The following is a 23,556-nucleotide window of genomic DNA, read 5'->3' on the forward strand; positions in this document are numbered from 1 at the left end:
TGATTTTCATTCTAAATTGTAAAAAATTTATAACTTGGTCTCATCAGCAATTGTCTTGATAACAAAATTTCGCAGTACCTCCAACATTTGCAAATTAATTTCATGTCCCATGTCAAATTCATGATAATCTACTGCCACTCCTAATGCTTGTGCCACCTCTCTGGCTTTGATAGCAGCCGACAAGGGTACAACTTCATCTTGTCTTCCGTGCATGATTAATGTGGGCGGAAAACTGCTTTTATTTAGGGTGGCTACACCAGGATGTAAATACCCACTCATCACCACCAAACCAGCGAGGGGTAAGGTTAATCCCACATCCAAAGTCATCGCACCACCTTGAGAAAACCCACTCAAAATAGTCCGCGATAACGGCACTCCAGTATTAATCTCTAAAGAGTGCAACCAATCAATTAATAATTGGCGACTTTCTATCAATCCTTGATACATATTCTCATTTCGCAGGTCATACCATGCCCTCCCTGTGTCAGTGTATGGATATGGATAAGGTGCATTGGGAAGCAAAAATTCATAATCAGGTAAGTTGAGATAAGGCAATAAAGATGCCACATCCTGAGCATTTGCACCCCAACCGTGTAGCGTGACGATTAAAGCGGATGGTGTTTGCTCTGTGTTTGGCGAAACTCTGATGAAATCTAATGTTTTGTTCATAATCACCCAAATTGCTAGTTATCTAGTTTAGGCTGGTAATGGGTAATGGGTAATGGGTAATGGGTAATGGGTAATTGGTAATTAATTATTTACTGTCACCTGTCACCTGTCACCTGTCACCTGTCACCTATTCCCTGTATTTACCAATTTCGCCAACCTCCCTTGGGTGCAGTTTCACTCTTGTCCTTAAAACCGTGATTTTGCAGTAATTTCTGGTAGTCTAAACTACTACTCCAACGGTCAATTTCTCTCGCTCTTAATACTGGTACAGGGTGACTTAATTGGGCGGTGCGGGCTTCTTTCACCATGACACCCAGTTCGGTTTTGCTGATATCATCATAAGCACGAGCTTGGGCAACAAAGGCATCGAGATTTAGCTTGGGTGCTAAGGTAGGAGAACCGCCGGCTAACTTCATTAACACTGACATCACAACTTTGGGGTTTTGGGTAGCTAACAAAGCGGCGCGATCGCAAGTAAACTCAGCACAACGCACCCATTCTAATAATTGTGCCTGTAATGCTTGAGCTAAAACAGCACCAACATTAGGTAAAATTCCTGCTGCTAAAACTAATAAATTCACAGGTGTTAAATAAACACTGTGGTCACATTTAAGATGTCCCAACTCGTGGGCAATAACTGCTTGTATTTCTTCTGGTGTGAGAATATCAATCAAAGAAGTGTGCAGCACTACAAACGGCTGCTTACCCCTCATCGCAAAAGTATAAGCATTAGGCGCAGGATGTTGACGGACATACAACTGGGGTGGCTCAATATCTAAAATATTGCAAGCATCTAACAATAACTTGTGTAAATCTGGTAGTTGTTTTTCACCAACCAAAATACTAGACGCAATATTTTCTACATAAAAAACCTGTTCAGCCATTGGCCCAAGCCAATTTCGCACCATCATATCTATCCCAGGAATTTGCTTGAGAGTTTTCGTTGCTTCCAGGTCTAGAGGATGGCGGAATGAGTCAGCTTTTAAACCAATTAGAGAAGTTTTAACTAAAGACATAATGATGGCAATGAATAAAAAATATAATTCCCATAGATAGTATAGCGATAAGCAAAAGATAAGTAGGGCTTGCTGAAAAACGGAATCCCCAGATCCCCGACTTCTTCAAGAAGTCGGGGATATATCCACTTTGTTTCATAATCTTTAAGTGTAAATGCTTCGCCTCTACCATTATTTCACAATTGGATTACCTTTAAAACTCACATCTTTTAAATTACTGAGTTTTGATATGGGAGTGACATCTGTGATTTTGTTATGATCGAGATTGAGAAGCGTTAAGCTAGTAAGTTGTGATAAAGCACTAATATCTGTGATTTCATTATCTTCTAAAACAAGTTCCTTTAAGTTAGTCATTTTTCCTAAAGAACTGACATCTTTAATTTTATTCAAACGCAATACCAACATCTGCAAATTATTCAGATTTGCTAAAGGACTAACATCTGTAATTTGATTGTAAGTCAAAATCAACCGATTTAAACTTTTCAGGTTTCCCAAAGGACTCACATCTTTAATTTTATTATCTCCTAAAAATAGCATATTTAAGTTAGTGAGATTTTTTAACGGACTAACATTGACCATTTGATTACCTTCTAAACCCAGCCTTTTTAATTTTTGCAAATTTGCTAAAGGAGTAAGATCCTGAATTTGATTATACGTCAATTCCAGTTGAGTTAAATTAGTCAACTTAGCTAAAGCAGAAATATCTTTAACTTGGTTATCTTCTAAAGAAATACCCGTTAATTTCACCAAATCCCTGAGAGAACTAATCTCAGTAATATAATTTTTATCGAGAATTAGCGAAGTTAAATTTCTCAATGTAGATAAAGCACTAATATCAACAACTTCATTATTAAACAGTAACAAAGACTCTAAATTTGTCAATCCTTTAATGACACTGATATCCTTGATGCGATTTCTTGCCAGATACAGATCATTAAGATTTTTTAATGTTGCCAAAGGACGAATATCAGTAATTTGATTATTGCTAATATCCAATTTTTTGAGATTTTTTAACCCTGCCAAGGGACTAATATCAACAATTTCATTACCGGAAAGATTTAATGATTCTAAATTTGTGAAACCTGACAAGGGACTTAAATCAACAAGTTGCTGATTTATCAAATCAAGTTGTGTGACATTTAACAAATTTTTGGCAGCTAAATCACAATCATTTGTTTTGGCTTTCGCTAATAATAATTCTACCGTAATTCTCGCATCTGCCGATAAATCAGCCTGTTCTTTACACAACCTTATAAAATCACTTTCCCTGGGAGGTTGAGCAGCTTTAACAACTCCCCATCCACCACCTACCCACATACTCATTACGAGAACTAACACCCTAGTTAATTTCATAATTGATATACCCATTTTCCTGAAATATTGATCTTGCCGTATTCTAAATCACCTGCTATGCTAATGGGTATAATTTAAACCAATAATTTTTCTTAGCTTTTTCTTAACATTTATTAACCATGAACTATGAACCATGAAATATTATGAATATACCAACTTTAAACCCAATAGTTTTCAGTTAAGCCAAAAATATCATTGTGTAGGTTGGGTTGAGGAACGTTCGCGAAGTGTGCCGAAGGCAAGGCATAACCCAACATTTATCAGCATCTGTTGGGTTGCGCTATCGCTTAACTCAACCTACAATAACTCTCTTCTTTTTTCTTCTTGTCCTTTGCGCCCTAATGCCTCCGGCACGCTCCGCGAACGTGGTTCAATTATATCAAAATATTGGTACATTTTATTAATTAGAAAAAATCAAATTACACAGTTTAAACCTATGCGTCTAAATCTAGCAAATCTCAGTTTAATTACTTTCCTAATATCTGGATATTTCTTAACACCCTCCAATAATTTTGATCCTGTATTCGCTCAAGAAGTGAGTAACCAAACACAGAAAGAACAAGCTGATCGGTTATTGAGAGAAACAATTTATTTATGGAGGAAGAGTCACATACATACAAGAGGTTATGATAGAATTATTAATGGTTTTAAAAAGACTTTACAAGCATATCAAAAAATAGGAGATAAACCTGGAATTACTAAAACATTGGATTATCTAGCATTTATATATAACAGCGAAAAAAAATACCAGCAAGCAGTTAATTATTATCAACAAGTATTAAAACTTCAACAAGAGTTAGGTGATAGTAAGGGTGAAACAGAAACCCTTATTAAAATCATGAATATTGAAAGTGAACAAAGTCGCCAACTTTACGAACAAGGACAATATCAAAAAGCATTAGAAAAATTACAAAAAGTTTTAAAATTCAGGGGACAACTAGATTTACAAGATTTAAAGGGACAACTGGATTTACAAGATGTAAAAATTCAAACAGGTTTCATCATTAACAAAATCGGTATGATTCATCATACTTTAGGAGAATATGAAACAGCTTTAAAATTTTATCAACAATCTTTATCAGTTTTTCGAGAAGTTACCACAAACCCAGTAGAAACAGTTCCTTGGGTATGGACTGTGTTTTTTAACATGGGAGAAATTTATCAATCTTTAGGAGAAAATGAACGAGCGTTAAATAGCTATCAGCAAGCGTTACAGTTAGCTCAAAAAAATAATATTGGCTCAGAAGTAAGAAATATCAACGCCATTGGTAATAGTTATTATCGCTTGAAAAAATATGATTTAGCCTTAAATTTTTATCAACAATCTTTAGCAAAACTTCCAGGAGTTAAGAACAAAAAAGAAAAGAAATTATTAGAAGCATTGACTTTTAATAATATTGGACTTGTTCACCTTGATCAAGGAAAATATGACCTATCTTTAAAGTTTTTACAGCAAGGTTTAACGATTGTTAAATCACTGCGAGATAAACTTTCTCAAGGAGTGATTTTAGATAGTATTGGTAAGGTTTACTTCCAACAAGGTAAATATCAATTAGCAGGTAATTTTTATCAACAATCTTTAACACTTTTTCAGGAAGTTGGCTACAAAGCAGGCGAGAGTAAAGTTTTGAGTAGTCTTGGTTATTTGTTAGAAAAACAAAACCAACCACAAGTAGCAATTGTGTTTTTTAAAAAATCAGTGAATGTGAGAGAAGGAATTAGAAATAATATTAAAGGTTTATCCCAAGAGCAACGACAATCTTATACTGAAACCATTGCAGAAGATTATAGAAATTTAGCTGATTTATTATTAAGAGAAAATCGCATTTTAGAAGCGCAGCGAGTATTAGATTTACTCAAAGTTCAGGAATTATCGGATTATTTAAATAATATACGGGGAAGTAAAAATACTACTCAAGGAATTACAGAACGCCCTCAAGAAAAGCAGATTATAACAGGAATTTCAGCACAAATAAATAAAGCAATTTCTCAAGGTCAAGAACTAGCTTTACTGGAAAATGTTTCTATTAATAAAAGGACAGAAAAACAAAAACAGCGTATCATCGAATTAAGAAAAAATGAACAAGAAATTACTAAACAGTTTACAGCATTTCTAGAAAGTCCCCAGGTGAAAACATGGATAGCGGAACTTCAAAGCACTACCCAAGGTCAAGCAATTGATTTAAATGCTTATGCTACCACGTTGCAAGATAACCTGAAAAAACTTCAACAAGATGCCGTAATTATCTATCCTTTTGTATTAGAAGATCGTTTAGAATTAGTATTAATTTCTCCTTATGCTCCTCCTTTACGTCGTACTGTTTCTGTCAAACGGGAAGAACTAAATAAAGCTATTACTGAATTTCGTTCTCAGTTAGGTACACCTATCCGTAGTCCTAAAGATGAGGCGCAAAAACTATACAATTGGTTGATTAAACCATTAGAAAATGATTTAGCTCAAGCAAAGACCAAAACCATAATTTACGCCCCTGATGGACAATTGCGTTATATTCCTTTAGCTGCTCTGTATGATGGTAAGCAATGGTTAGTTGAGCGTTTTCGTATTAATAATATCACTGCTGTTAGTCTGACTGATTTGAACACCAAACCGCAAAGTCAGTTAAATATTTTAGCTGCTGCTTTTAGTGAAGGTGAGTACACTTTTAAAGTGGGAGATAAGGATTTATATTACAGTGGTTTAGCCTTCGCTGGTAAGGAAGTGGAAACCCTTGCTCAAACTATTCCTAATACTAGAAAAGTTTTAAATAAACAATTTAATCAAGATATTGTTTTCGAGATGAATGATTATTCTGTGGTACATTTAGCGACTCATGCTTTATTTACCCCTGGACAACCGGAAGAATCATTTATTGTTTTGGGTAATGGCGATCGCATAACATTAAGAGATATAAAAAATTGGCGTTTACCAAATGTAGATTTATTTGTACTTTCAGCTTGTGAAACAGGACTAGGTGATCAGTTGGGAGATGGGAGGGAAATCTTAGGTTTTGGTTATCAAATACAACAAACTGGTGCAAGGGCAGCTATAGCTTCTTTATGGTCAGTAGATGATGGTGGTACACAAGCTTTAATGAATGCTTTTTATGCAGTTCTGAAACAAGGAAATATTACAAAAGCTGAAGCACTGCGTCAAGCTCAAATTGCTATGATTACAGGAAACTATGGAAATATAGGTGAAACTAGACGTATTTCTGTACCAAAACCTATAAATGGTGATTTAACTGCACAGTTAAGTCATCCTTTTTATTGGTCAAGTTTTATTTTAGTTGGTAATGGGTTGTAGAAATTTTTGATGTTTTCTTAGTAAGTAATTATCAATATTACTTATACAGGTATTAGGAATATCACGCTATGCCTCTACCCATAATGTATCATAATTGGTTACAATTAATATTTAAGTTTAGTGTAGATTGCTCAAATTATGCAAGAAGAAGTTGTAGTTGCTCTAAAGAATGCTATTACTAAATCTTTAGGTGCTTTTAATTCATCAGCGAATGAATATACTGAACCATACCTTGAATGGCGCAGAGTTTCCAATGGTTGGCAAGGTTCTTATGTAAATCGTCTTAGTAATTATTATCTGTTTTCTAAGCATCGCCAATTATTAGACGAACTTGGAATAGAGTTCACACAGATTTTTCGCAAAAACTATCCTGAATATGAAAACCTTGTTGGTTTCAAAAGCTTTGGTTTTACCAATATATTACATGATTCATCAATGATTATAAGAGATATTTTAGGTGAATTCTGGGATAGATATAATACTTTCAATGTTAATGATGAACAGATCAGTATCATTATTCAAGAATTTGCTGATTTTGTAGATAAACCTAATATTCGGTTTCGCTATACAGCAATACTACTTAACTTTAAGATGGATTTGCAAAAGATTACTCTAACTGATGATATCGTTATTCGACAACTAAGTGAAAAGGAAGTTAGTAATATTTATAAAGATTCACCCTCACGATATGTACCCGGATTAAATCGTGTATCTGATATTAATGATTTTGTCATAGAAGGTGAATTTGAAGAGGTTAAAAGATTTAATAATGATTCTGACCTAGAGACCACAAAAAATGTAGCGAGAGAAAATCTAGATAAGGCTGTTCTGGCATTAAACACATTTCAAGGAGGATCTGTTGGTTACGAATGTATTACATTCAAAACCGTTAAATTTTCTCCCATAATGTCTATAACTAGAATGTATGGTGGTCTACACATACCTATTGGAAACTACTATTTATTAGAACGCGATGTTGAAAGATTTCAAAACCACGCAAAATTAATTTTTTCCAAATTAGATGAACCATTAGAAAGAGCATTTACAAAACTGGCTGATGCAGAGTTACGTATACATTCTAAAGATCAACTTCTTGATGCAGTCGCAGGATTAGAAGCCATTCTTCTTGCATCAATGCAAAAAGAAACAGAAATAAAGTTTCGCTTCTCACTAAATTATTCAACCTTATTTGATAATCCAGAAACACGTTTAAAGAAATATCAAGTTGCAAAACATTTGTATGATATACGCAGTACAATAGCTCATGGTGGTATACCTAAAGAGCCTTGTAAAGTTGGTGAAGAAAAACTTTCATTAAATGAAGCTGCTAAAAAAGCTTGTGAAATTCTACGTTATGTGATTAATTACTTCTTAAATCAGTCAAAAAGCAGTTTATACAAAGATCCAAAGTTTTGGGAAAACGGATATTTTGGCATTGAGCCTAGATTTTAAATAAGTTCTTATAAAACAAATACATTCAGGGAATGCAATTGCATTCATCAAAAAAAAGTAAATTAATGGCGAAAGTTACCAACTTGATATTTCATCAACAGGTAAAATCCGCCATTAAGTAACCAAATACCAAATCCCCTAACTCTAGATAGATACTGAAGCTGTGGGATTACTATTATTCGTATGTAACTCTGCATCAACTGATGCTTCATTATTTACACGGATAATCTTTGCTCCTAGTTGCTGCAACTTCATATCCAGGCGATCATAACCACGATCTAGGTGATTTAATCCTTGAATAGTGGTTTGTCCTTCTGCGGCTAGTCCAGCAATAACCAAGGCTGCGGATGCCCGCAAGTCTGTGCCTATTACTGGTGCGCCGGATAAAGTTGGCACACCACGAACAAAAGCAGTATTACCTTTAACGCGAATATCTGCCCCCAAGCGATTTAACTCAGAAGCATGACGCAGACGATTTTCAAACACAGATTCATTAATGATGCTGTCACCTTCCGCCAAAGTCAGCAATGCCATAAATGGCGCTTGCATATCTGTGGGAAAACCCGGATGAGGTAAAGTATCAATATCTGTAGCTCTGAGTTTTTTTGCTGGCAAAACGCGCAAACAGTCTGAGCTTTCCTCAATGATAGGTACGCCAATATCTCGCAACTTGGCAATGACGGGAATTAAATGATCCGGTGCTACTGGAGACAGTAACAGTTCCGAGCGAGTGATTGCTCCAGCGAGTAAAAAAGTTCCTGTTTCAATGCGATCAGGAATAATGCTGTAGTCAGTAGAATGTAATTTGTCAACACCAACGATGGTAATGGTACTTGTGCCTGCACCTTGAATTTTTGCTCCCATTGAATTACAGAAGTTAGCTAAATCTACTACTTCTGGTTCTCTGGCCGCATTTTCAAGGATAGTCTCCCCATCGGCTAGGGTAGCTGCCATCATCAAGGTTTCGGTTGCACCGACGCTAGGAGTATCTAAGTAAATTTTCGCTCCTTTCAACCTGCCATTACTACCAGGAACGTAGGCATTACAAATACCATGCTCAATTTGCACTTCCGCGCCCATTGCTTGCAGCCCTCTGACGTGCAAATCTACTGGTCTAGCACCAATGGCACAACCCCCCGGTAGTGGCATCTGTGCTATTCCCAGTCGCGCCAAAATTGGACCGATGGCAAAAAAACTGGCTCGCAGTTGGGTGACAAGTTCATAGGGCGCTTTGGATGTGCTAATTTCCCTGGCATTGACATCTAAAATGTCACCTTTTCTGGTTAAGCACAAACCTAAAGCTGATAAAACTTGTCCCATGCGCTCTACATCCGCTAATAAGGGGACGTTGCGAATACGACAATCTCCTGAACAAAGCAAAGCTCCAGCCATGATCACCAATGCTGAATTTTTTGCCCCGCTAATTCTTACATGACCTTGCAAAGAATGTCCACCCCAAATTTGCAAGACTGAGGAGTCTGCTTCGGGTGGCAACTTGCCATCTGGTAAGCCGCTAGAAGAATTAATAAGCCTACCTCCAACAAATAAGTAATAATAAAGGTTTGAAGTTGGTTTCGATTCTACAGTAAAGAGTTGGTTTGTCTACATTTTCTTTGGTCATTAGTCATTGGTCATTAGTCATTAGTTAGTTGTAACCTATTCCCTATTCCCTATTCCCTATTCCCTATTCCCTGTTCCCTATTCCCTATTCCCTATTCCCTATTCCCCGTTCCCTGTTCCCTGTTCCCTGTTCCCCGTTCCCTATTCCCCGTTCCCTATGAAGAATTATATTGACAATCTGAAATATTTAAGCAATAATGGGAAATTGGTGATAAGATATTAATGCCAGCGGAACTGGCGGAATTGGCAGACGCGCTAGATTCAGGTTCTAGTGCCGCAAGGCTTCCGGGTTCAAGTCCCGGGTTCCGCATATTTTGTTTTGATGTTCTTTATTTTGGTTTTAGATCAATCTAAAATCCAAAATCTAAAATCTAAAATTGTGTTGACCAGTTTACAAAATTCCCTAGTTAAGCAAATCCGCAAGCTGCACTCTACCAAAGAGAGGCATAAGCAGCAGTTATTTTTACTGGAAGGTACGCACTTGTTGGAAGAAGCTTGTGCGGTGAATTACCCTTTAGAGGTGGTATGTTGTACTCCTCAATGGCAAATCGCACATCCTCAATTATGGCAAGTGGCTTGTAATCAGTGCGATCGCGCAGAAATAGTCAGTGAAGAAGTTTTAGCAGCGATCGCCACCACAGTACAACCAGATGGTGTGGTAGCGACTGCAAAACGGGGTGAAGAGGAAGCCCAAGTTCCTTTGACGGGGTTGGTTCTAGCTGTGGAAACTCTACAAGATCCAGGTAATTTGGGAACTATAATTCGGACTGCGGCCGCTGCGGGTGCGTCTGGTTTATGGTTGAGTGATGATAGTGTCGATTTAGATAACCCCAAGGTTTTACGTGCCTCTGCTGGGCAGTGGTTTCGTTTAAATAAGGCAGTGAGTGAAGATTTAAAAGCGACAGTCCAACAATGTCAGCAGGCGGGAATGCAGGTAATTGCTACCTTACCCACTGCCAGTTTAACTTATTGGCAAGTAGATTGGCGCAAACCTAGTTTGATTTTACTGGGAAATGAAGGTGCTGGTTTACCAGATGATTTAGCAGCAATGGCGGATACCCAAGTTAAAATTCCCCTCAGTCCTGGAGTAGAATCCTTGAATGTGGCGATCGCAGCAGCTTTAATGTTATATGAAGCCCAAAGACAAAAAATTTATGGGTGATTCAGTTCTTAACTTTTCTGTTTTTTGTCTTTCTGTGCCAAATATTGTTCAATGTCAGCAACTGCATCTTCTAAAGCAGCTAGATCAATATTTTCCGTGTTTTTACTGTTTGGTTTGTGAGAGGCGTTACTGGTTTCAATTTCTGATATCACTTGATTCTCAGTGGAATTTACCTGCAAGATATCTTCTAACTGAGTGAGGGATTGCTGAAACTCTTGAGCAGCAGCGCAACGCTGATGGTGGTTAATAGGTTTCATAATCTTGATGGGAGAATTATTATTTATGAGTTGAATTGTGGATTACAGTTGCTAATCTCGTCAATTTGAGCAATATAAAATTAATAAAATTATTATGATAGCTATCTGCTGACCATATTTAATTTAGTATCAATTTTACACATTAACAGGCTTGACTGCCAAATCAGTAGGATTGCTAGGAAGCCAAAACTGCTGCGACGGATTTTTAACCAATCAGTTAACAGATTGACAAATGACAACTGATAACTGAGAACTAAATAGTTTGGAGGGTGGTAGACATGAATCAATTAATTAAAAAAGTTGTTATTGGGTTGGGTACAGTTGTTATTGTTGTCAGTTTGATGGGGTGTGATAGCTTATTTCCTCCTGCTGGTGATCTTGTGGAAAGGGTGAGTGATGGTGATACAGTGGCGTTAATAGGTACTGATAATCAGAAATTTACAGTCCGGTTTGCTTGTGTGGATGCACCAGAAGTACCTCACTCCAAAAAGGAAAAGAGTAGTAGACAGGTTCGGGATATGAATCAATTTAATTGGGGTGTAAAAGCACAAACACGAGTAGAGGAACTGATAAAACAGTCAGGAAATCGCGTCAAGTTGAATATTATAGAGAGCGATCGCTATGGTAGAAAAGTTGCAGAAGTGCGTTTAAAAGATGGAACTTTGGTTCAACAAATTTTGTTACAGGAAGGTTTAGCTAAAGTTTATCGTCCTTATTTAAGCAAGTGTCCTAGTAAAGATATAGTCCAACAAGCCGAAACACAAGCACAACAGCAAAAGATTGGTGTTTGGAGTGATAAAAAATTTGTTGATCCTTGGGAATATCGGAAGCTGAGTAAGGTTAATTAACAGGACTGCTAAGATGTAGGTTCAAACAAGCAGCTATAGCAGCTACACGAGGACTCACGAGGACTTAAGATGCAGTTTGCACCTCTATTTCCGATAGTTTATCGCATACTTCAACTCAGTTTTCCCCACTGTCTCTGGAATGGGGATAGTAACAGTAAAGCGATCGCACTCACGTTTGATGATGGTCCTCATCCTCAATACACACCCCAAGTATTGACAGTTTTAGAACGTTACAACATAACAGCTAGTTTTTTCTGGTTGGGTGCTTGTGTCAACCGTTCACCTCATATTGCCAAAGCTGTGAAAGATAGAGGACATTGGATAGGGTTACATGGTTATGAACATCATTCTTTTCCCACCCTGTCCTCAACTCAACTTAAACAGAGTTTAGAAAAAACCCAAGTTGCTATTTACAATGCTTGTGAATTAGAACCTGAACAAGTCCGCGATGTGCGTCCTCCCAATGGTTTTTTTACACCCAAAACTTTAAAATTATTTCAACAATGGAATTATAGACCAGTAATGTGGAGTGTTGTACCAGAAGACTGGGTGCGTCCTGGTGTATCTGTTGTTGTTAAACGAGTGCTGGAACAGGTAACAGGAGGATCACTGATAGTATTACATGATGGGGTTTGTGGTGGACAAGATGTGGCAGAAACTATCAAAATCTTAATTCCCCAACTATTAAAACAAGGCTATCAATTTGTCACAGTTGATCAGTTATGGCGTTGATCCCCCCAACCCCCCTTGAGAAGGGGGGATAAAATTCTCCAATTCTCCTTTTTAAAAGCGATTTTCATAAAGGAGAAACTGCACAAACCTGTAAACCGACAGGAGTGTTAATAATTAAAGATTCTACACCAAAAACTTCAGCAATATTATGTGGTGTTAGCACAGTTTCCGGTGTACCAACTTCCCAAAGATGACCTTGTTTTAATAAAGCAATGCGAGAACTATAACGGGCAGCTAAATTTAATTCATGTAAAACTGTGACGATGGTTAATTGTTGTAATTGATTGAGATTTTTGAGTAATTCTAATAACTGAAGTTGATAATTTATATCTAAATAAGTAGTCGGTTCATCTAATAATAATACCTTGGGTTCTTGTGCCAAAGCCAAAGCTAAAAAAGCCCGTTGTCTTTCACCTCCAGAAAGTTCTTCAACCAAGCGATCGCTAAAATTTTCAAGTTGTGTTTTTTGAATTGCTATCTCAACTATTTGTTGATCATTACCAGTTAATTCCCATTGCCACCAAGGTTGATGGGGAGTCCTTCCTAAACTTACCAATTGACGCACAGTTAAACCAGCAGGAATAGGTTGTTGTTGTGGTAAAAGTGCCAATTTTTGAGCTACTAAATTAGGGGGTTGTGAATGAATAGCTTTACCATCAAGTAAAATTACTCCCTGTTGAGGAGAAAGAATACGACTAATTAATTTTAATAAAGTAGACTTACCCGAACCATTAGCACCAACTAAACTTAACCATTCTCCCGTTTGCAAAGATAAATTGACATCTTTAACAATTGGTAAAACAGTATAACCACCAGTGAGATTTTGTAATTCTAAAGGCATAATTAACAAGTCAAAAGTCAAAGGTCAAAAGTAAGAAATCTTTGCATTTAAGTTAGGACTTACGCACAAGTCACGGAAGAATGAACCACGTTCACCGAAGGTGTTCCCGTTCGCGAAGCGTGCCGAAGGCATAGGGTAGGAACGAAGGACACGAAGGTAAGAAGGTTTAAGAGATATTTTGTGTAAGTCCTGTAAGTTTATAATTTACCCAAACCACCTGAGCGACGATACAGCAACCAAATAAACAAAGGAGAACCTAACAAAGCAGTCACCGAACCTACAGGAAGTTCTACCGCACCGAGTCGCGCTAATAAATCTGCAAACATCAATAACCAAGCACCGGCTAAAGCTGAAAATGGCAAAACAAAACGGTTATCTGTACCTACAATTAACCTGACCGCATGGGGAACAAGTAAACCGACAAAACCAATTAAACCAGCGATACTCACAGCACCTGCGGCTAATAAAGTGGCAATACCGCCAATTAATAAACGCGAACGTAATAAAGAAACACCCAACCCTACAGTTAAATCATCACCCAAAGCCAAAACATTGAGCGATCGCGCCAACAAACATCCACACAACAAAGCTACAATAATATAAGGACTAGCAGTAGAAATTTCCGTCCAACCGCGACCATTTAAACTACCAACTAACCAACTTAACGCAATTTGTACCTGTCCATCTTCCGCCATTAATAACAACGTACTCTGCACAGAACCGAACAAAGCACTAACAGCAACCCCTCCTAAAATCAACCTTTCCACAGAAATTCCCCCACCAGCACGACCGAGGAAAATAACAAGAGCAGAAGTCAAAATTGCCCCCAACCAAGCAGCCAAAGGAATTGCCATTGGGAAGACTTGCAAAACAATCATAATAATCACAATTAACCCAGCACCAGCAGAAATTCCCAAGATAAAAGGGTCAGCCAAACTATTACGTAACATCCCCTGTAAAAGAGCGCCAGACATACCCAAAGCCGCACCCACAACCAACGCTGCAACAATACGAGGTAGACGTAAATCCCAAAGAATAGTTTGTTTAATAGGGTCGCCTTCTCGTATCAAAGCTTGGTAAAAATCGGACATATTTAAAGGAACAGCACCTTGAGAAAGGGAAACGAAAAAAGTGATAACCAAGGCGCTACAAATAAGTAAAATAGCCCAGAGTAGACGATATTTTGTGAAAATTTTCTGCATTTTTTATTTGCAGTAGAGAGTGTAACAGTCAATAAATTGAGAAGTTGCTTCTGTTTCAGGATGCAAAAAAATGTAAATCATGATTTGACAATCTTTCATTTGCGAAAATCACATTTATATTTTAATACAGTTTAGGTGTTGCCAGAAAAATAATGAATGTAGCCTAATTTAACAAATATTAGAGATTTTTGCTTATGGATGGGGAATACTAGAATTAGATTCCTTCTCACATCCGAGCAAACTTATACCAATATGGACTGGACAACACCACTCAAAGCCCAACAGACTGATTTTATTCAAAGACTGAAATCTAGTGACTTCCTGCATTGTGACAAACAAGGCCAGCATAGTGAACTAACTGTCATATCTGGAGAGAGGTTAAAGCAATTACGGGATTTTTGCTGGGAGATGGTGAAAAAGTATAAACCACACGACCCCAAAAATTACTTTATCAACAAAATGAAGGGAAAACTGGGTGAAGAAGTTGTCAAAACTCGGTTAGGTAATTTTGTCACAGAAGTGGACTATGAAAAGCGCGTTGGTGGTGATGGAAAAGTTGATTTTACCCTAACGTCTGACCCAGAAGTGGGTATTCAGGTAAAAGCCCGTAATGGTAAATTTGATGAAATTAAATGGATAATTAGCCAAGAAGAGATTGAAAAAAATGCGGTTCTAGTTTGTATTTTAATTCAAGAAGAAGTGAGCGAGGCTGAGACTAAATACAATCTGATTTTGGCAGGATTTTTACCAACCGATATAATTACATCTGCTGATGGTAAAGCCTTGGTAGGGATAGATGAGTTACTTTATTCTGGGGGTTTACGCTGCTATTTAGAAAGTTTGGCATCTTCTGAAGTTGATGAATATATGCGTCTAGGAGATGAGTGTGTAAAGAAAGAAGATTATCGAGGTGCTGTTAGTTATTATTCTCAAGTATTGCAACTGCAACCAAATAATGTAGATGCTTACAATCAAAGGGGACGTACCATGTATTATTTAGGAGATAAGGATGGTGCAATTAAGGATTTTAACCAAGCTATTAGGATTGATCCTAACTTTGCTAATGCTTACAACGGTCGAGGAGTTAGCCGTTCTGATTTAGGAGATAAGGATGGTGCAATTGAGGATTACACTCAGGCTATCAAAATTGATCCTCAATATGCAGATGCTTACAACAACCGAGGTTTTGATCGTTATGAATTAGGAGATAAACAGGGTGCGATTGAGGATTACACTCAGGCAATCAAAATTGATCCTCAATATGCAGATGCTTACTGGAAAAGAGGTGTTGCTTGTTCTGATTTAAGAGCGAAGCGGCGTGCAATTCGTGATTTCCAAAAAGCAGCAGATATATACAAAAGAGAAGGTCAGGAAAAAGACTATCAAGATGCTATGGAGGAAATCAGAAAGTTGAGCCAATAATTTATTTATGTCAACGGTTTAGTAATAAAAAATATAGGTTAGTTTAGGCAGTCGCAACCCAACGAAAAATAATCAATTTTGGGTTTCATTGCTTCACCTCAACCTACATTACAGCAGTTTTCACATCATTACACCACACTCTTAATTACTCTCTGCGCCTCTGCGTCTCTGCGTGAAATAAAAAATCAATATTTGTTGGGTTTCATGTCTTCAACCCAACCTACATATAAATTAAGCCACCTTCAAAGACTTACCTAAAACTTGCGATTCGGGAAGACTAACAACAAAACATTCATCTTCTTGTGACCATTGAATAATAATCGTGTATTTCATTCCTTTCCTTTATTTCCTTGAAACAAACTTGTTAATTTTGCGTTTCTCTCTCTTTGCGCCTTTGCGTGAGAAAAATAACCCATCATCACCCACCCAAAATCTCTTTTAAACCTCTTCCCTTAGCTTCCTTCGCTTCTTCGTGGTTCATTCCTCCGTGTCCTCTGCGTCTGGAGCGGTTCGTTAAAAAAACCTACAAAACCTCCAAAACCCGCCCCACATCAACCAAAGTATTCGCACACAAAATACCCGAAGCAGCAACAGCAGGAACACCAATACCTGGTAAAGTGCTATCACCCACCCGATACAAACCCTTTATCGGCGTATACATACCTGGAACCATCCCCTTACCCGCAGCAATAGCAGGCCCATAAGTACCTCGATAGCGTCGCAAATAATGAGCATGAGTTAAAGGAGTACCAACCAACTCCAACACCACACGCTCCCGAATATCCGGGATAACTCGCTCTAAAGCCCGGTATAAACTTTGCGCCTTTTCCTGTTTTTGATTTTCATAACCATCATTACGTTCCCATCCCGCAAAAGGTTCTAAAGTGTAAGCATGAACCACATGATGTCCTTCCGGTGCTAAAGACGCATCCCACACACTAGGAATAGAAATCATGCAAGTATTTCCAGGAACAGTAATATCTTGATTTGCATCATGAACCACCACATGATGTCCTGTTAAATTCTCCAACCCTTCCGCCTTGATACCTAAGTGTAAGTGCATAAAACTTGCAACCGCTGGTGTATCTAAAGCAGCTTGGCGATAACTTGCAGGTAAATCTTCAGGACGTAGTAAATAATTATAAGTATCCCAAAGAGTCGCATTAGAAATAACTATTGGTGCTTTCAAAGTTTCACCGCTTCGTAACTTCACGCCAACCGCTTTTCCCCCTTCCACCAAAATTTGCTCAACATGACAACCCAAACGCAACTCACCGCCCCAACGTTGCAAACCCCGTACTAAAGCATCAACAATTGCTTTACTACCCCCCATCGGATACTCAACCCCAGCGCGGGAGCGTTCACCGAGCATAAAAGCTACTTCTGGGGCAATTGTGCCTTCAGCCTTTAAACCAGATAAAAGAAAGCATTCTAGGTCAATTAGTCGCCTTACCCAAGGGTCTTTGATAGTAGCATCCATCACACTACCAACAGAAGTTTGCACAATTGGCAAATTTAACAACATTTTTCCCAAAGATGGCAAATAACGCTGTAACAATAGGGGTATAACTTGCCAATCAGCCCTCAGTGCTAAGGTAGGAATACCTTTCATTGCGTCATAAAGTCCGAGCAGACGCTGTTCAAACTGTTGAAATTCCCTAGCACCAGCAGGGGTAATTTTCTCCAACTCCTCACGGTAGCGTTCAGCATTGCTATAAACTGCAAAAGTGCCTTCAGGAAAGTGATAATGTCCTAAAGGATCGTAAGGTATAACTTGGAGAGATTCACCAAGAACATCGAGAATTTGTTTGAGGGGATTTAAACTCTGAGATGCTGTAAGACCACAATAAAAGGAGGGACCCGAATCAAACTCAAATCCGCGTCTTTTAAAACTGTGGGCTGCACCTCCGGGAATAGTGTGACTTTCACAGACAATTACCCGTTTTCCATAACGCGCAAGTAACGCCGCCGCAGATAAGCCACCAATACCGCTACCAATCACTAAAACATCAATATCTTGCATATTTGTCAGTTGTCAGTTGTCAGTTGTTTATTTTATTTCACCCATGACTCATGACCAATTACCGATAATAGAACCAAAAATAGAACCTTTAATTCAACTGAGAGGTATTTCTAAATCTTTTGGTAAAAATAAGGTTTTAGATGATGTTGATTTGCAAATTTTCAAAGGGGAAGCCATAGGGATTATTGGACCATCGGGAACTGGTAAATCAACGATTTTAAGAATTATAGCTGGGTTATTACAGCCTGATGAAGGAGAAATTTATATCCAAGGGAAAAAGCGAGATGGGTTAATTGAGGATGGTGCTGATTCTGTGGGTATTGGGATGGTATTTCAGCAAGCGGCCTTATTTGACTCCTTGAATGTGGATGAAAACGTTGGTTTTTCATTGTATCAGAATTCAAAATTAGAGCGATCGCGTATTAGCAAACTTGTTAACGAAAAATTAGAAATGGTAGGTTTACCAGGGATAGGTCATCTTTACCCCTCAGAACTGTCGGGAGGGATGCGAAAACGGGTAAGTTTTGCCCGTGCGATTATGTCTAATCCTGAAAATCCCCAAGACAGTCCAGAAGTTTTATTGTACGATGAACCCACAGCCGGACTTGATCCTATCGCCTCAACGGTAATTGAGGATTTAATTCGCAGTTTGCAATGTACACAAGGAGTCTGTAGTACATACTGCATTGTTACCCACCAAGAGAGTACCATTCGCCGTACAGCTGACAGATTGATATTTCTTTATCAAGGTAAAGTGCAATGGCAAGGTAAAGTTAGTGAAATAGATCATACTGACAACCGTTTGATCAGACAATTTATGAGTGGGAGTATACATGGTCCGATTCAAGTAGTTGGTTGATACTAGTTGGGATTTTTTTAGGTTTTATATTTTAGATTTTGGATTGTGAAATAATTACTGCATCAGCTTTTCATGCTTACATTTGTCGCATTCATTTTGCAAATTGGGATCACAAATCAGGACTATTTAGGACTATTGTTATGGAGCGCGAAAAAATGCGAGGTCTAATCAGCGGCTTCACGTCTACACGAACTTTTAGAGAAGGCTCGGTGGGATTGTTAATCTTACTGGGTTTAGGAGCATTTGGGGTAATTCTTCTGTGGTTAAATAGAATCACTCCCGGACGCAGTTCTTATAAAGCTTTAGTGGAATTTGCTAACGCTGGGGGAATGCAAAAGGGCGCACCTGTTCGTTATCGTGGTGTGAAAGTGGGTAGTATTTCCAATATTAAACCGGGAGTAAATGCCGTTGATGTGGAAATTGAAATCAATGATCCTAATTTGCTCATTCCTGCTGATTCTAAGATAGAAGCCAATCAAAGTGGATTGATCAGCGAAAGTATTATTGATATCACCCCAAAAAACCCCCTACCGACTGGGGCTGATATTGCTAAACCTTTAGACAAAGATTGTAATCCCAGTCTGATTATTTGTAACGAATCTCGTAAGTTACAAGGTCAGATTGGTATCAGCGTTGATGAATTAATTCGCCAATCATCTAATTTTGCTGCTCAATATAGTAATGAGGAATTTTATCAAAACGTGAATCGACTTTTAGTAACCTCTGCCGATGCGGCTACAAGTGTCGCTAAACTGAGTCGAGAAATGCAAACTGTCAGCAAAAGTTTTCAAGGACAATTAGGGACTTTTTCTAATACTGCTGTCACAATACAACGAGCAACAAATGAACTTACCACTACAACGACGAAAACCGCAAATCAATTAGGTGAAACAGCCAGCGATTTTAGTACAACTGCAAAACAAGCAAGTCGGTTGTTAAATAATCTAGATGAGTTATTAACCACAAATCGTTCTGCTTTAGTCGGTACTTTAAATAATATTACTCAGACAAGTAACCAACTGCGTCAAACAGTCAGCAGTTTATCACCTGCGGTTAATCGCTTAACTGAAGGAGAATTATTGAAAAATTTAGAACTTCTCTCTGCTAACGCTGCTGAAGCTTCAACTAATTTAAAGGATGCTTCTAAAACTTTAAATGATCCTAAAAATATCGTTCTACTTCAACAAACCTTAGATGCAGCTAGGGTGACATTTGAAAATACACAAAAAATTACATCTGATTTAGATGAATTGACAGGCGATCCCAAATTCCGCCAAAATCTTCTGCAATTGGTAAATGGTCTGAGTAAATTGGTGTCTTCTACACAAGATATGCAGCAGCAAACAAAAGTGGCTGTCACCTTAGACTCACTCAAAGCATCTGTCAATCAGCCAAAAGTTATAACACCCACTCCACCCCGGAAAGCTCAAGCTTTTGTAACTCCATCAACAGTCGTCACTCCTACCCCACAAGTAAAAGCAATTGTAGAAAAATCTCAAAAAGTTGTAACACCCGTTCCCGAAGTAAAAGCCATTGTTGATGAACCCAAAGTTATAACACCTACCCCAACCCTGAAAGCTGATGTAGAACAAACCAAAGTTACAACACCTACCCCAAACCCAAAAGAATTTGTAATCATTGAACCAGATTTAGTGCCAGCTTTAGTACCTCCTACACCATCCCCCCAGGAAGATGCAGGGGAGCAGGGGAGCAGGGGAGCAGGGGAGTAGGGGAGCAGGGAGAGAACAACAACTGACTCCTGACTTGTGTCTTTTGCCTAATTCCAATCCTGTTCTTCTTTTTTGCCCCGACTTTTATAAATGCCTCCAACGTCATGGAGTTGGCGGGTTTTGATCAAAAGTTCTTCTTCGGTTAAACCCCAACGTTGCAAAACTTTATCTAAGTCGTTTTGAATGTCCCGTGCGCCTGGAAAGCCTTGATAGCGAATTTTCAGCCTAGCTAATTCGGCCAAATTGTAATCTGTTGGCTCCTGAGCGAGTAAACTATTAATAAGGGGACGATCACGATTGTAAAGGGGATGCTGTTGGTCTTTACTTGCTGAATATTCTGTCATAATTATTACCAATGATAGGATTTCGGATTGATCAAGATTAAAGGTCCTAATAGTTTGCTAATTTAGGCATAATTGGCTAATGACGGCAACTACACCTGAGCTAATACGGCTCTCACCACTGTCATCCAATTTTAAATAAAGATACATTGTCTTTAAGAAAATACAAGAAACTTTAGATGAGGGTGAACTTTATATCACCCAAAGTCCAAGCAGCAAGGGAGCAAGAACCCGCTATGTTTGAACACTTCACGTCCGAAGCCATTAGGGTAATTATGTTAGCTCAGGAGGAAGCACGCCGACTGGGACACAACTTTGTAGGAACAGAACAAATTCTCCTGGGTTTGATGGGAGAAGGAACAGGGGTTGCTGCTAAAGTGCTAGCCGAGTTGGGCGTTACCCTTAAAGATGCGCGTCGGGAAGTAGAAAAAATTATTGGTCGGGGTTCTGGTTTTGTCCCACCGGAAATTCCTTTTACACCCAAAGTAAAAAATCTGTTTGAGCAGTCTTTTAGAGAGGCTCATAGTCTTGGACACAACTACATAAACACTGAACATTTATTGTTAGGGTTAACTGAGGCTGGCGAAGGAGTAGCTGCCAAAGTCTTGCAAAATCTGGGAGTTGACTTGCAGACTGTCCGCGCTGCTGTCATGAGTCGCCTGGGTGAAGATGTAACAGTTTTTGCGGGTGGTACTAATACCAGACGTAACCAAAACCTCACTATAGAAGAGTTTGGCAGAAATCTTACTAAACTAGCCCAAGAAGGCAAGCTTGACCCTGTAGTTGGTCGTCAGAAAGAAATTGAGCGCACGGTGCAAATTCTCGGTCGCCGCACCAAGAATAACCCTGTTTTGATCGGGGAACCAGGAGTTGGTAAAACAGCGATCGCTGAAGGTTTAGCGCAACGCATTATCAATCAAGATGTACCGGAAGTTCTGCTCAACAAGCAAGTAATCAGTCTCGATATGGGTTCACTTGTTGCTGGAACTCGGTTCCGTGGCGACTTTGAGGAACGCCTGAAAAAAGTCATGGATGAAGTTCGCTCAGAAGGCAATATCATCCTCGTGATTGACGAAATTCACACCTTAGTCGGTGCAGGTGGTACAGAAGGCGGCTTAGATGCAGCTAACATCCTCAAACCAGCTTTAGCCAGAGGTGAACTCCAATGTATTGGCGCAACCACCTTGGATGAATACCGTCAACATATTGAACGCGATGCAGCTTTAGAGCGTCGTTTCCAACCAATTTTGGTAGGAGAACCATCTGTAGAAGAAACCATTGATATTCTCTACGGTTTGCGCGGTGCTTATGAACAGCACCATAAAGTCACCATTTCTGATGCCGCAGTGATAGCAGCAGCACAGTTATCGGATAGATATATTAGCGATCGCTTCCTCCCAGATAAAGCCATAGACTTAATTGATGAAGCTGGTTCTCGTGTGCGTTTACGTCACTCCCGCATCGTCAATAACAAAGAAATCAAACTGCAACTCAAAAACATCAGCAAAGACAAAGCTGAAGCCATTAGACTTCAAGATTTTGGTAAAGCCAGTAAACTTTATCAAGAAGAACTGGAACTGCAAGCCAAACTCGACTTAGAAGATAACCTGAAAACGGTTAAAGCCATTGTTGACGAAGAAGACATCGCCGAGATTGTCGGTTCTTGGACAGGTGTACCTGTTAACAAACTAACCGAATCCGAGTCAGAGTTACTACTACACCTAGAAGACACCCTCCACAAACGCCTCATCGGACAGGAACAAGCCGTTGCAGCCGTTTCTCGTTCCATCCGTCGCGCCCGTGTCGGGTTAAAAAGTCCTAACCGCCCCATCGCCAGCTTTATCTTCTCTGGGCCAACAGGGGTAGGGAAAACCGAACTAGCCAAAGCATTAGCGGCTTACTTCTTTGGATCTGAAGATTCCATGATTCGCTTGGATATGTCCGAATACATGGAAAGCCATAACGTTTCCAAGCTCATCGGTTCACCTCCAGGTTATGTAGGCTACAACGAAGGGGGACAACTCACGGAAGCAGTGCGGCGCAAACCCTACACAGTGTTACTTTTCGACGAAATCGAAAAGGCGCATCCCGATGTATTCAATATGCTGCTGCAAATCTTGGATGATGGACACCTCACCGACGCAAAAGGCCGGAAAGTGGACTTCAAGAACACCTTGATTATCTTGACATCTAACATTGGTTCTAAGGTAATTGAAAAAGGTGGCATGAGTTTAGGCTTTGAATTTGATAATCAAGCCGATGCCAGTTATCAGCGTATCCGCAGCTTGGTAAATGAAGAACTGAAAAATTACTTCCGTCCTGAGTTCCTCAACCGTGTTGATGAAATTATCGTCTTCACTCAGTTGAACAAAGAGGAAGTCAAGCAAATCGCCGAAATCATGTTGCGTGATGTAGCCAACCGCTTAAAAGACAGAGGAATTAAACTCCAAGTCACAGAAAGCTTTAAAGACCTCGTTGTCCGTGAAGGTTACGACCCCAGTTATGGTGCTAGACCCTTACGCAGAGCCATTATGCGCTTGTTAGAAGATTCTCTAGCTGAGGCTATCTTATCTAGTCATATTCTGGAAGGTGATACAGCCATTGTTGATGTCGATGATGATGGGCAGGTAATAGTCAGAAAAACCGAAACCCGCGAATTCATGTTAGCTAACGCTGGTTAATGTTGAATAGCATCTCAAAACTACTCGGTTAATAGGGTAAGGGG

Annotated in this window: 18 protein-coding genes and 1 tRNA gene; 10 read left to right on the top strand and 9 right to left on the bottom strand. The window is 39.0% G+C overall.

Annotated elements, in window-relative coordinates; all coding sequences use genetic code 11:
- Window positions 1–27: 27 nt before the first annotated feature.
- The 3 genes from H6G06_RS13485 to H6G06_RS13495 all read right to left on the bottom strand — a co-directional run bounded on the left by H6G06_RS13485 (window position 28) and on the right by H6G06_RS13495 (window position 3,038).
- Complete coding sequence (locus H6G06_RS13485) at window positions 28–669, bottom strand: alpha/beta hydrolase (protein WP_190560844.1); 642 nt, start codon at window positions 667–669, stop codon at window positions 28–30.
- A 140-nt stretch (window positions 670–809) separates the two neighbouring features.
- On the bottom strand, window positions 810–1,685 hold the full coding sequence (locus tag H6G06_RS13490) for a M48 family metallopeptidase (RefSeq protein ID WP_190560846.1): 876 nt from the start codon (window positions 1,683–1,685) through the stop codon (window positions 810–812).
- Between the two features lie 171 nt (window positions 1,686–1,856).
- Window positions 1,857–3,038, bottom strand: coding sequence for a leucine-rich repeat domain-containing protein (locus H6G06_RS13495; RefSeq protein ID WP_190560848.1), 1,182 nt, complete (start codon window positions 3,036–3,038; stop codon window positions 1,857–1,859).
- A 436-nt stretch (window positions 3,039–3,474) separates the two neighbouring features.
- Here H6G06_RS13495 and H6G06_RS13500 point away from each other — a divergent pair, with 436 nt between their 5' ends.
- Together H6G06_RS13500 and H6G06_RS13505 are read left to right on the top strand one after the other, a co-directional pair.
- The gene (locus H6G06_RS13500; RefSeq protein ID WP_190560850.1) at window positions 3,475–6,342 is read left to right on the top strand and encodes a CHAT domain-containing protein; all 2,868 of its coding nucleotides are present in this window, start codon (window positions 3,475–3,477) and stop codon (window positions 6,340–6,342) included.
- 138 nt (window positions 6,343–6,480) lie between these two features.
- A complete protein-coding gene (locus H6G06_RS13505; RefSeq protein WP_190560852.1) occupies window positions 6,481–7,794 on the top strand; it encodes a HEPN domain-containing protein in 1,314 nt (437 codons plus the stop codon).
- 144 nt (window positions 7,795–7,938) lie between these two features.
- Here the strand turns inward: H6G06_RS13505 and murA are convergent, their stop codons facing one another.
- Window positions 7,939–9,288, bottom strand: a complete 1,350-nt coding sequence (gene murA / locus H6G06_RS13510; RefSeq protein WP_190560854.1) for a UDP-N-acetylglucosamine 1-carboxyvinyltransferase — start codon at window positions 9,286–9,288, stop codon at window positions 7,939–7,941.
- A gap of 354 nt (window positions 9,289–9,642) precedes the next feature.
- On the opposite strand from murA, the gene H6G06_RS13515 reads away from it, so the two are divergent.
- A tRNA-Leu gene (locus H6G06_RS13515) sits at window positions 9,643–9,724 on the top strand.
- A gap of 69 nt (window positions 9,725–9,793) precedes the next feature.
- The gene (locus tag H6G06_RS13520; RefSeq protein WP_190560856.1) at window positions 9,794–10,576 is read left to right on the top strand and encodes an RNA methyltransferase; all 783 of its coding nucleotides are present in this window, start codon (window positions 9,794–9,796) and stop codon (window positions 10,574–10,576) included.
- 8 nt (window positions 10,577–10,584) lie between these two features.
- On the opposite strand, the gene H6G06_RS13525 is transcribed toward H6G06_RS13520, so the two are convergent.
- Window positions 10,585–10,833: a hypothetical protein gene (locus H6G06_RS13525; RefSeq protein WP_190560858.1), complete on the bottom strand. Its 249-nt coding sequence runs from the start codon at window positions 10,831–10,833 to the stop codon at window positions 10,585–10,587.
- A 278-nt stretch (window positions 10,834–11,111) separates the two neighbouring features.
- On the opposite strand from H6G06_RS13525, the gene H6G06_RS13530 reads away from it, so the two are divergent.
- Together H6G06_RS13530 and H6G06_RS13535 are read left to right on the top strand one after the other, a co-directional pair.
- Complete coding sequence (locus tag H6G06_RS13530) at window positions 11,112–11,681, top strand: thermonuclease family protein (RefSeq protein ID WP_190560860.1); 570 nt, start codon at window positions 11,112–11,114, stop codon at window positions 11,679–11,681.
- A 69-nt stretch (window positions 11,682–11,750) separates the two neighbouring features.
- On the top strand, window positions 11,751–12,413 hold the full coding sequence (locus H6G06_RS13535) for a polysaccharide deacetylase family protein (protein ID WP_190560861.1): 663 nt from the start codon (window positions 11,751–11,753) through the stop codon (window positions 12,411–12,413).
- Between the two features lie 64 nt (window positions 12,414–12,477).
- Here the strand turns inward: H6G06_RS13535 and H6G06_RS13540 are convergent, their stop codons facing one another.
- Entirely contained in the window at window positions 12,478–13,254 is a 777-nt protein-coding gene (locus tag H6G06_RS13540) for an ABC transporter ATP-binding protein (RefSeq protein ID WP_190560864.1), read from the bottom strand.
- Between the two features lie 197 nt (window positions 13,255–13,451).
- Entirely contained in the window at window positions 13,452–14,456 is a 1,005-nt protein-coding gene (locus H6G06_RS13545) for a FecCD family ABC transporter permease (protein ID WP_190560866.1), read from the bottom strand.
- A 252-nt stretch (window positions 14,457–14,708) separates the two neighbouring features.
- On the opposite strand from H6G06_RS13545, the gene H6G06_RS13550 reads away from it, so the two are divergent.
- Complete coding sequence (locus H6G06_RS13550) at window positions 14,709–15,878, top strand: tetratricopeptide repeat protein (protein ID WP_190560868.1); 1,170 nt, start codon at window positions 14,709–14,711, stop codon at window positions 15,876–15,878.
- A gap of 523 nt (window positions 15,879–16,401) precedes the next feature.
- Here the strand turns inward: H6G06_RS13550 and H6G06_RS13555 are convergent.
- Window positions 16,402–17,901: a phytoene desaturase family protein gene (locus H6G06_RS13555; protein WP_190560870.1), complete on the bottom strand. Its 1,500-nt coding sequence runs from the start codon at window positions 17,899–17,901 to the stop codon at window positions 16,402–16,404.
- 43 nt (window positions 17,902–17,944) lie between these two features.
- Between H6G06_RS13555 and H6G06_RS13560 the strand changes: the two genes are divergently transcribed.
- Window positions 17,945–18,760: an ABC transporter ATP-binding protein gene (locus tag H6G06_RS13560; protein ID WP_190560872.1), complete on the top strand. Its 816-nt coding sequence runs from the start codon at window positions 17,945–17,947 to the stop codon at window positions 18,758–18,760.
- Between the two features lie 155 nt (window positions 18,761–18,915).
- A complete protein-coding gene (locus H6G06_RS13565; protein WP_190560969.1) occupies window positions 18,916–20,490 on the top strand; it encodes an MlaD family protein in 1,575 nt (524 codons plus the stop codon).
- Window positions 20,491–20,537: 47 nt separating this feature from the next.
- On the opposite strand, the gene H6G06_RS13570 is transcribed toward H6G06_RS13565, so the two are convergent.
- Complete coding sequence (locus tag H6G06_RS13570; protein ID WP_190560874.1) at window positions 20,538–20,834, bottom strand: DUF3288 family protein; 297 nt, start codon at window positions 20,832–20,834, stop codon at window positions 20,538–20,540.
- Window positions 20,835–21,067: 233 nt separating this feature from the next.
- Here H6G06_RS13570 and H6G06_RS13575 point away from each other — a divergent pair, with 233 nt between their 5' ends.
- Window positions 21,068–23,512 carry an ATP-dependent Clp protease ATP-binding subunit gene (locus tag H6G06_RS13575; protein ID WP_190560971.1) on the top strand — a complete coding sequence of 815 codons (2,445 nt, stop codon included), beginning with the start codon at window positions 21,068–21,070 and terminating at the stop codon, window positions 23,510–23,512.
- Window positions 23,513–23,556 lie beyond the last annotated feature (44 nt).

The sequence above is a fragment of the Anabaena sphaerica FACHB-251 genome (assembly GCF_014696825.1).
In the GTDB taxonomy this organism is placed as follows: Bacteria; Cyanobacteriota; Cyanobacteriia; order Cyanobacteriales; family Nostocaceae; genus RDYJ01.

What these genes read in the sequence shown, in the direction of transcription:
- H6G06_RS13500 (WP_190560850.1), top strand. Translation starts at nt 3,475, where the DNA reads ATGCGTCTAAATCTAGCAAATCTCAGTTTAATTACTTTCCTAATATCT.
- H6G06_RS13540 (WP_190560864.1), bottom strand. Translation starts at nt 13,254, where the DNA reads ATGCCTTTAGAATTACAAAATCTCACTGGTGGTTATACTGTTTTACCA.
- H6G06_RS13535 (WP_190560861.1), top strand. Translation starts at nt 11,751, where the DNA reads ATGCAGTTTGCACCTCTATTTCCGATAGTTTATCGCATACTTCAACTC.
- H6G06_RS13495 (WP_190560848.1), bottom strand. Translation starts at nt 3,038, where the DNA reads ATGAAATTAACTAGGGTGTTAGTTCTCGTAATGAGTATGTGGGTAGGT.
- H6G06_RS13570 (WP_190560874.1), bottom strand. Translation starts at nt 20,834, where the DNA reads ATGACAGAATATTCAGCAAGTAAAGACCAACAGCATCCCCTTTACAAT.
- H6G06_RS13485 (WP_190560844.1), bottom strand. Translation starts at nt 669, where the DNA reads ATGAACAAAACATTAGATTTCATCAGAGTTTCGCCAAACACAGAGCAA.
- H6G06_RS13530 (WP_190560860.1), top strand. Translation starts at nt 11,112, where the DNA reads ATGAATCAATTAATTAAAAAAGTTGTTATTGGGTTGGGTACAGTTGTT.
- H6G06_RS13550 (WP_190560868.1), top strand. Translation starts at nt 14,709, where the DNA reads ATGGACTGGACAACACCACTCAAAGCCCAACAGACTGATTTTATTCAA.
- H6G06_RS13505 (WP_190560852.1), top strand. Translation starts at nt 6,481, where the DNA reads ATGCAAGAAGAAGTTGTAGTTGCTCTAAAGAATGCTATTACTAAATCT.
- H6G06_RS13525 (WP_190560858.1), bottom strand. Translation starts at nt 10,833, where the DNA reads ATGAAACCTATTAACCACCATCAGCGTTGCGCTGCTGCTCAAGAGTTT.
- H6G06_RS13545 (WP_190560866.1), bottom strand. Translation starts at nt 14,456, where the DNA reads ATGCAGAAAATTTTCACAAAATATCGTCTACTCTGGGCTATTTTACTT.
- H6G06_RS13560 (WP_190560872.1), top strand. Translation starts at nt 17,945, where the DNA reads ATGACTCATGACCAATTACCGATAATAGAACCAAAAATAGAACCTTTA.
- H6G06_RS13575 (WP_190560971.1), top strand. Translation starts at nt 21,068, where the DNA reads ATGTTTGAACACTTCACGTCCGAAGCCATTAGGGTAATTATGTTAGCT.
- H6G06_RS13565 (WP_190560969.1), top strand. Translation starts at nt 18,916, where the DNA reads ATGCGAGGTCTAATCAGCGGCTTCACGTCTACACGAACTTTTAGAGAA.
- H6G06_RS13555 (WP_190560870.1), bottom strand. Translation starts at nt 17,901, where the DNA reads ATGCAAGATATTGATGTTTTAGTGATTGGTAGCGGTATTGGTGGCTTA.
- H6G06_RS13490 (WP_190560846.1), bottom strand. Translation starts at nt 1,685, where the DNA reads ATGTCTTTAGTTAAAACTTCTCTAATTGGTTTAAAAGCTGACTCATTC.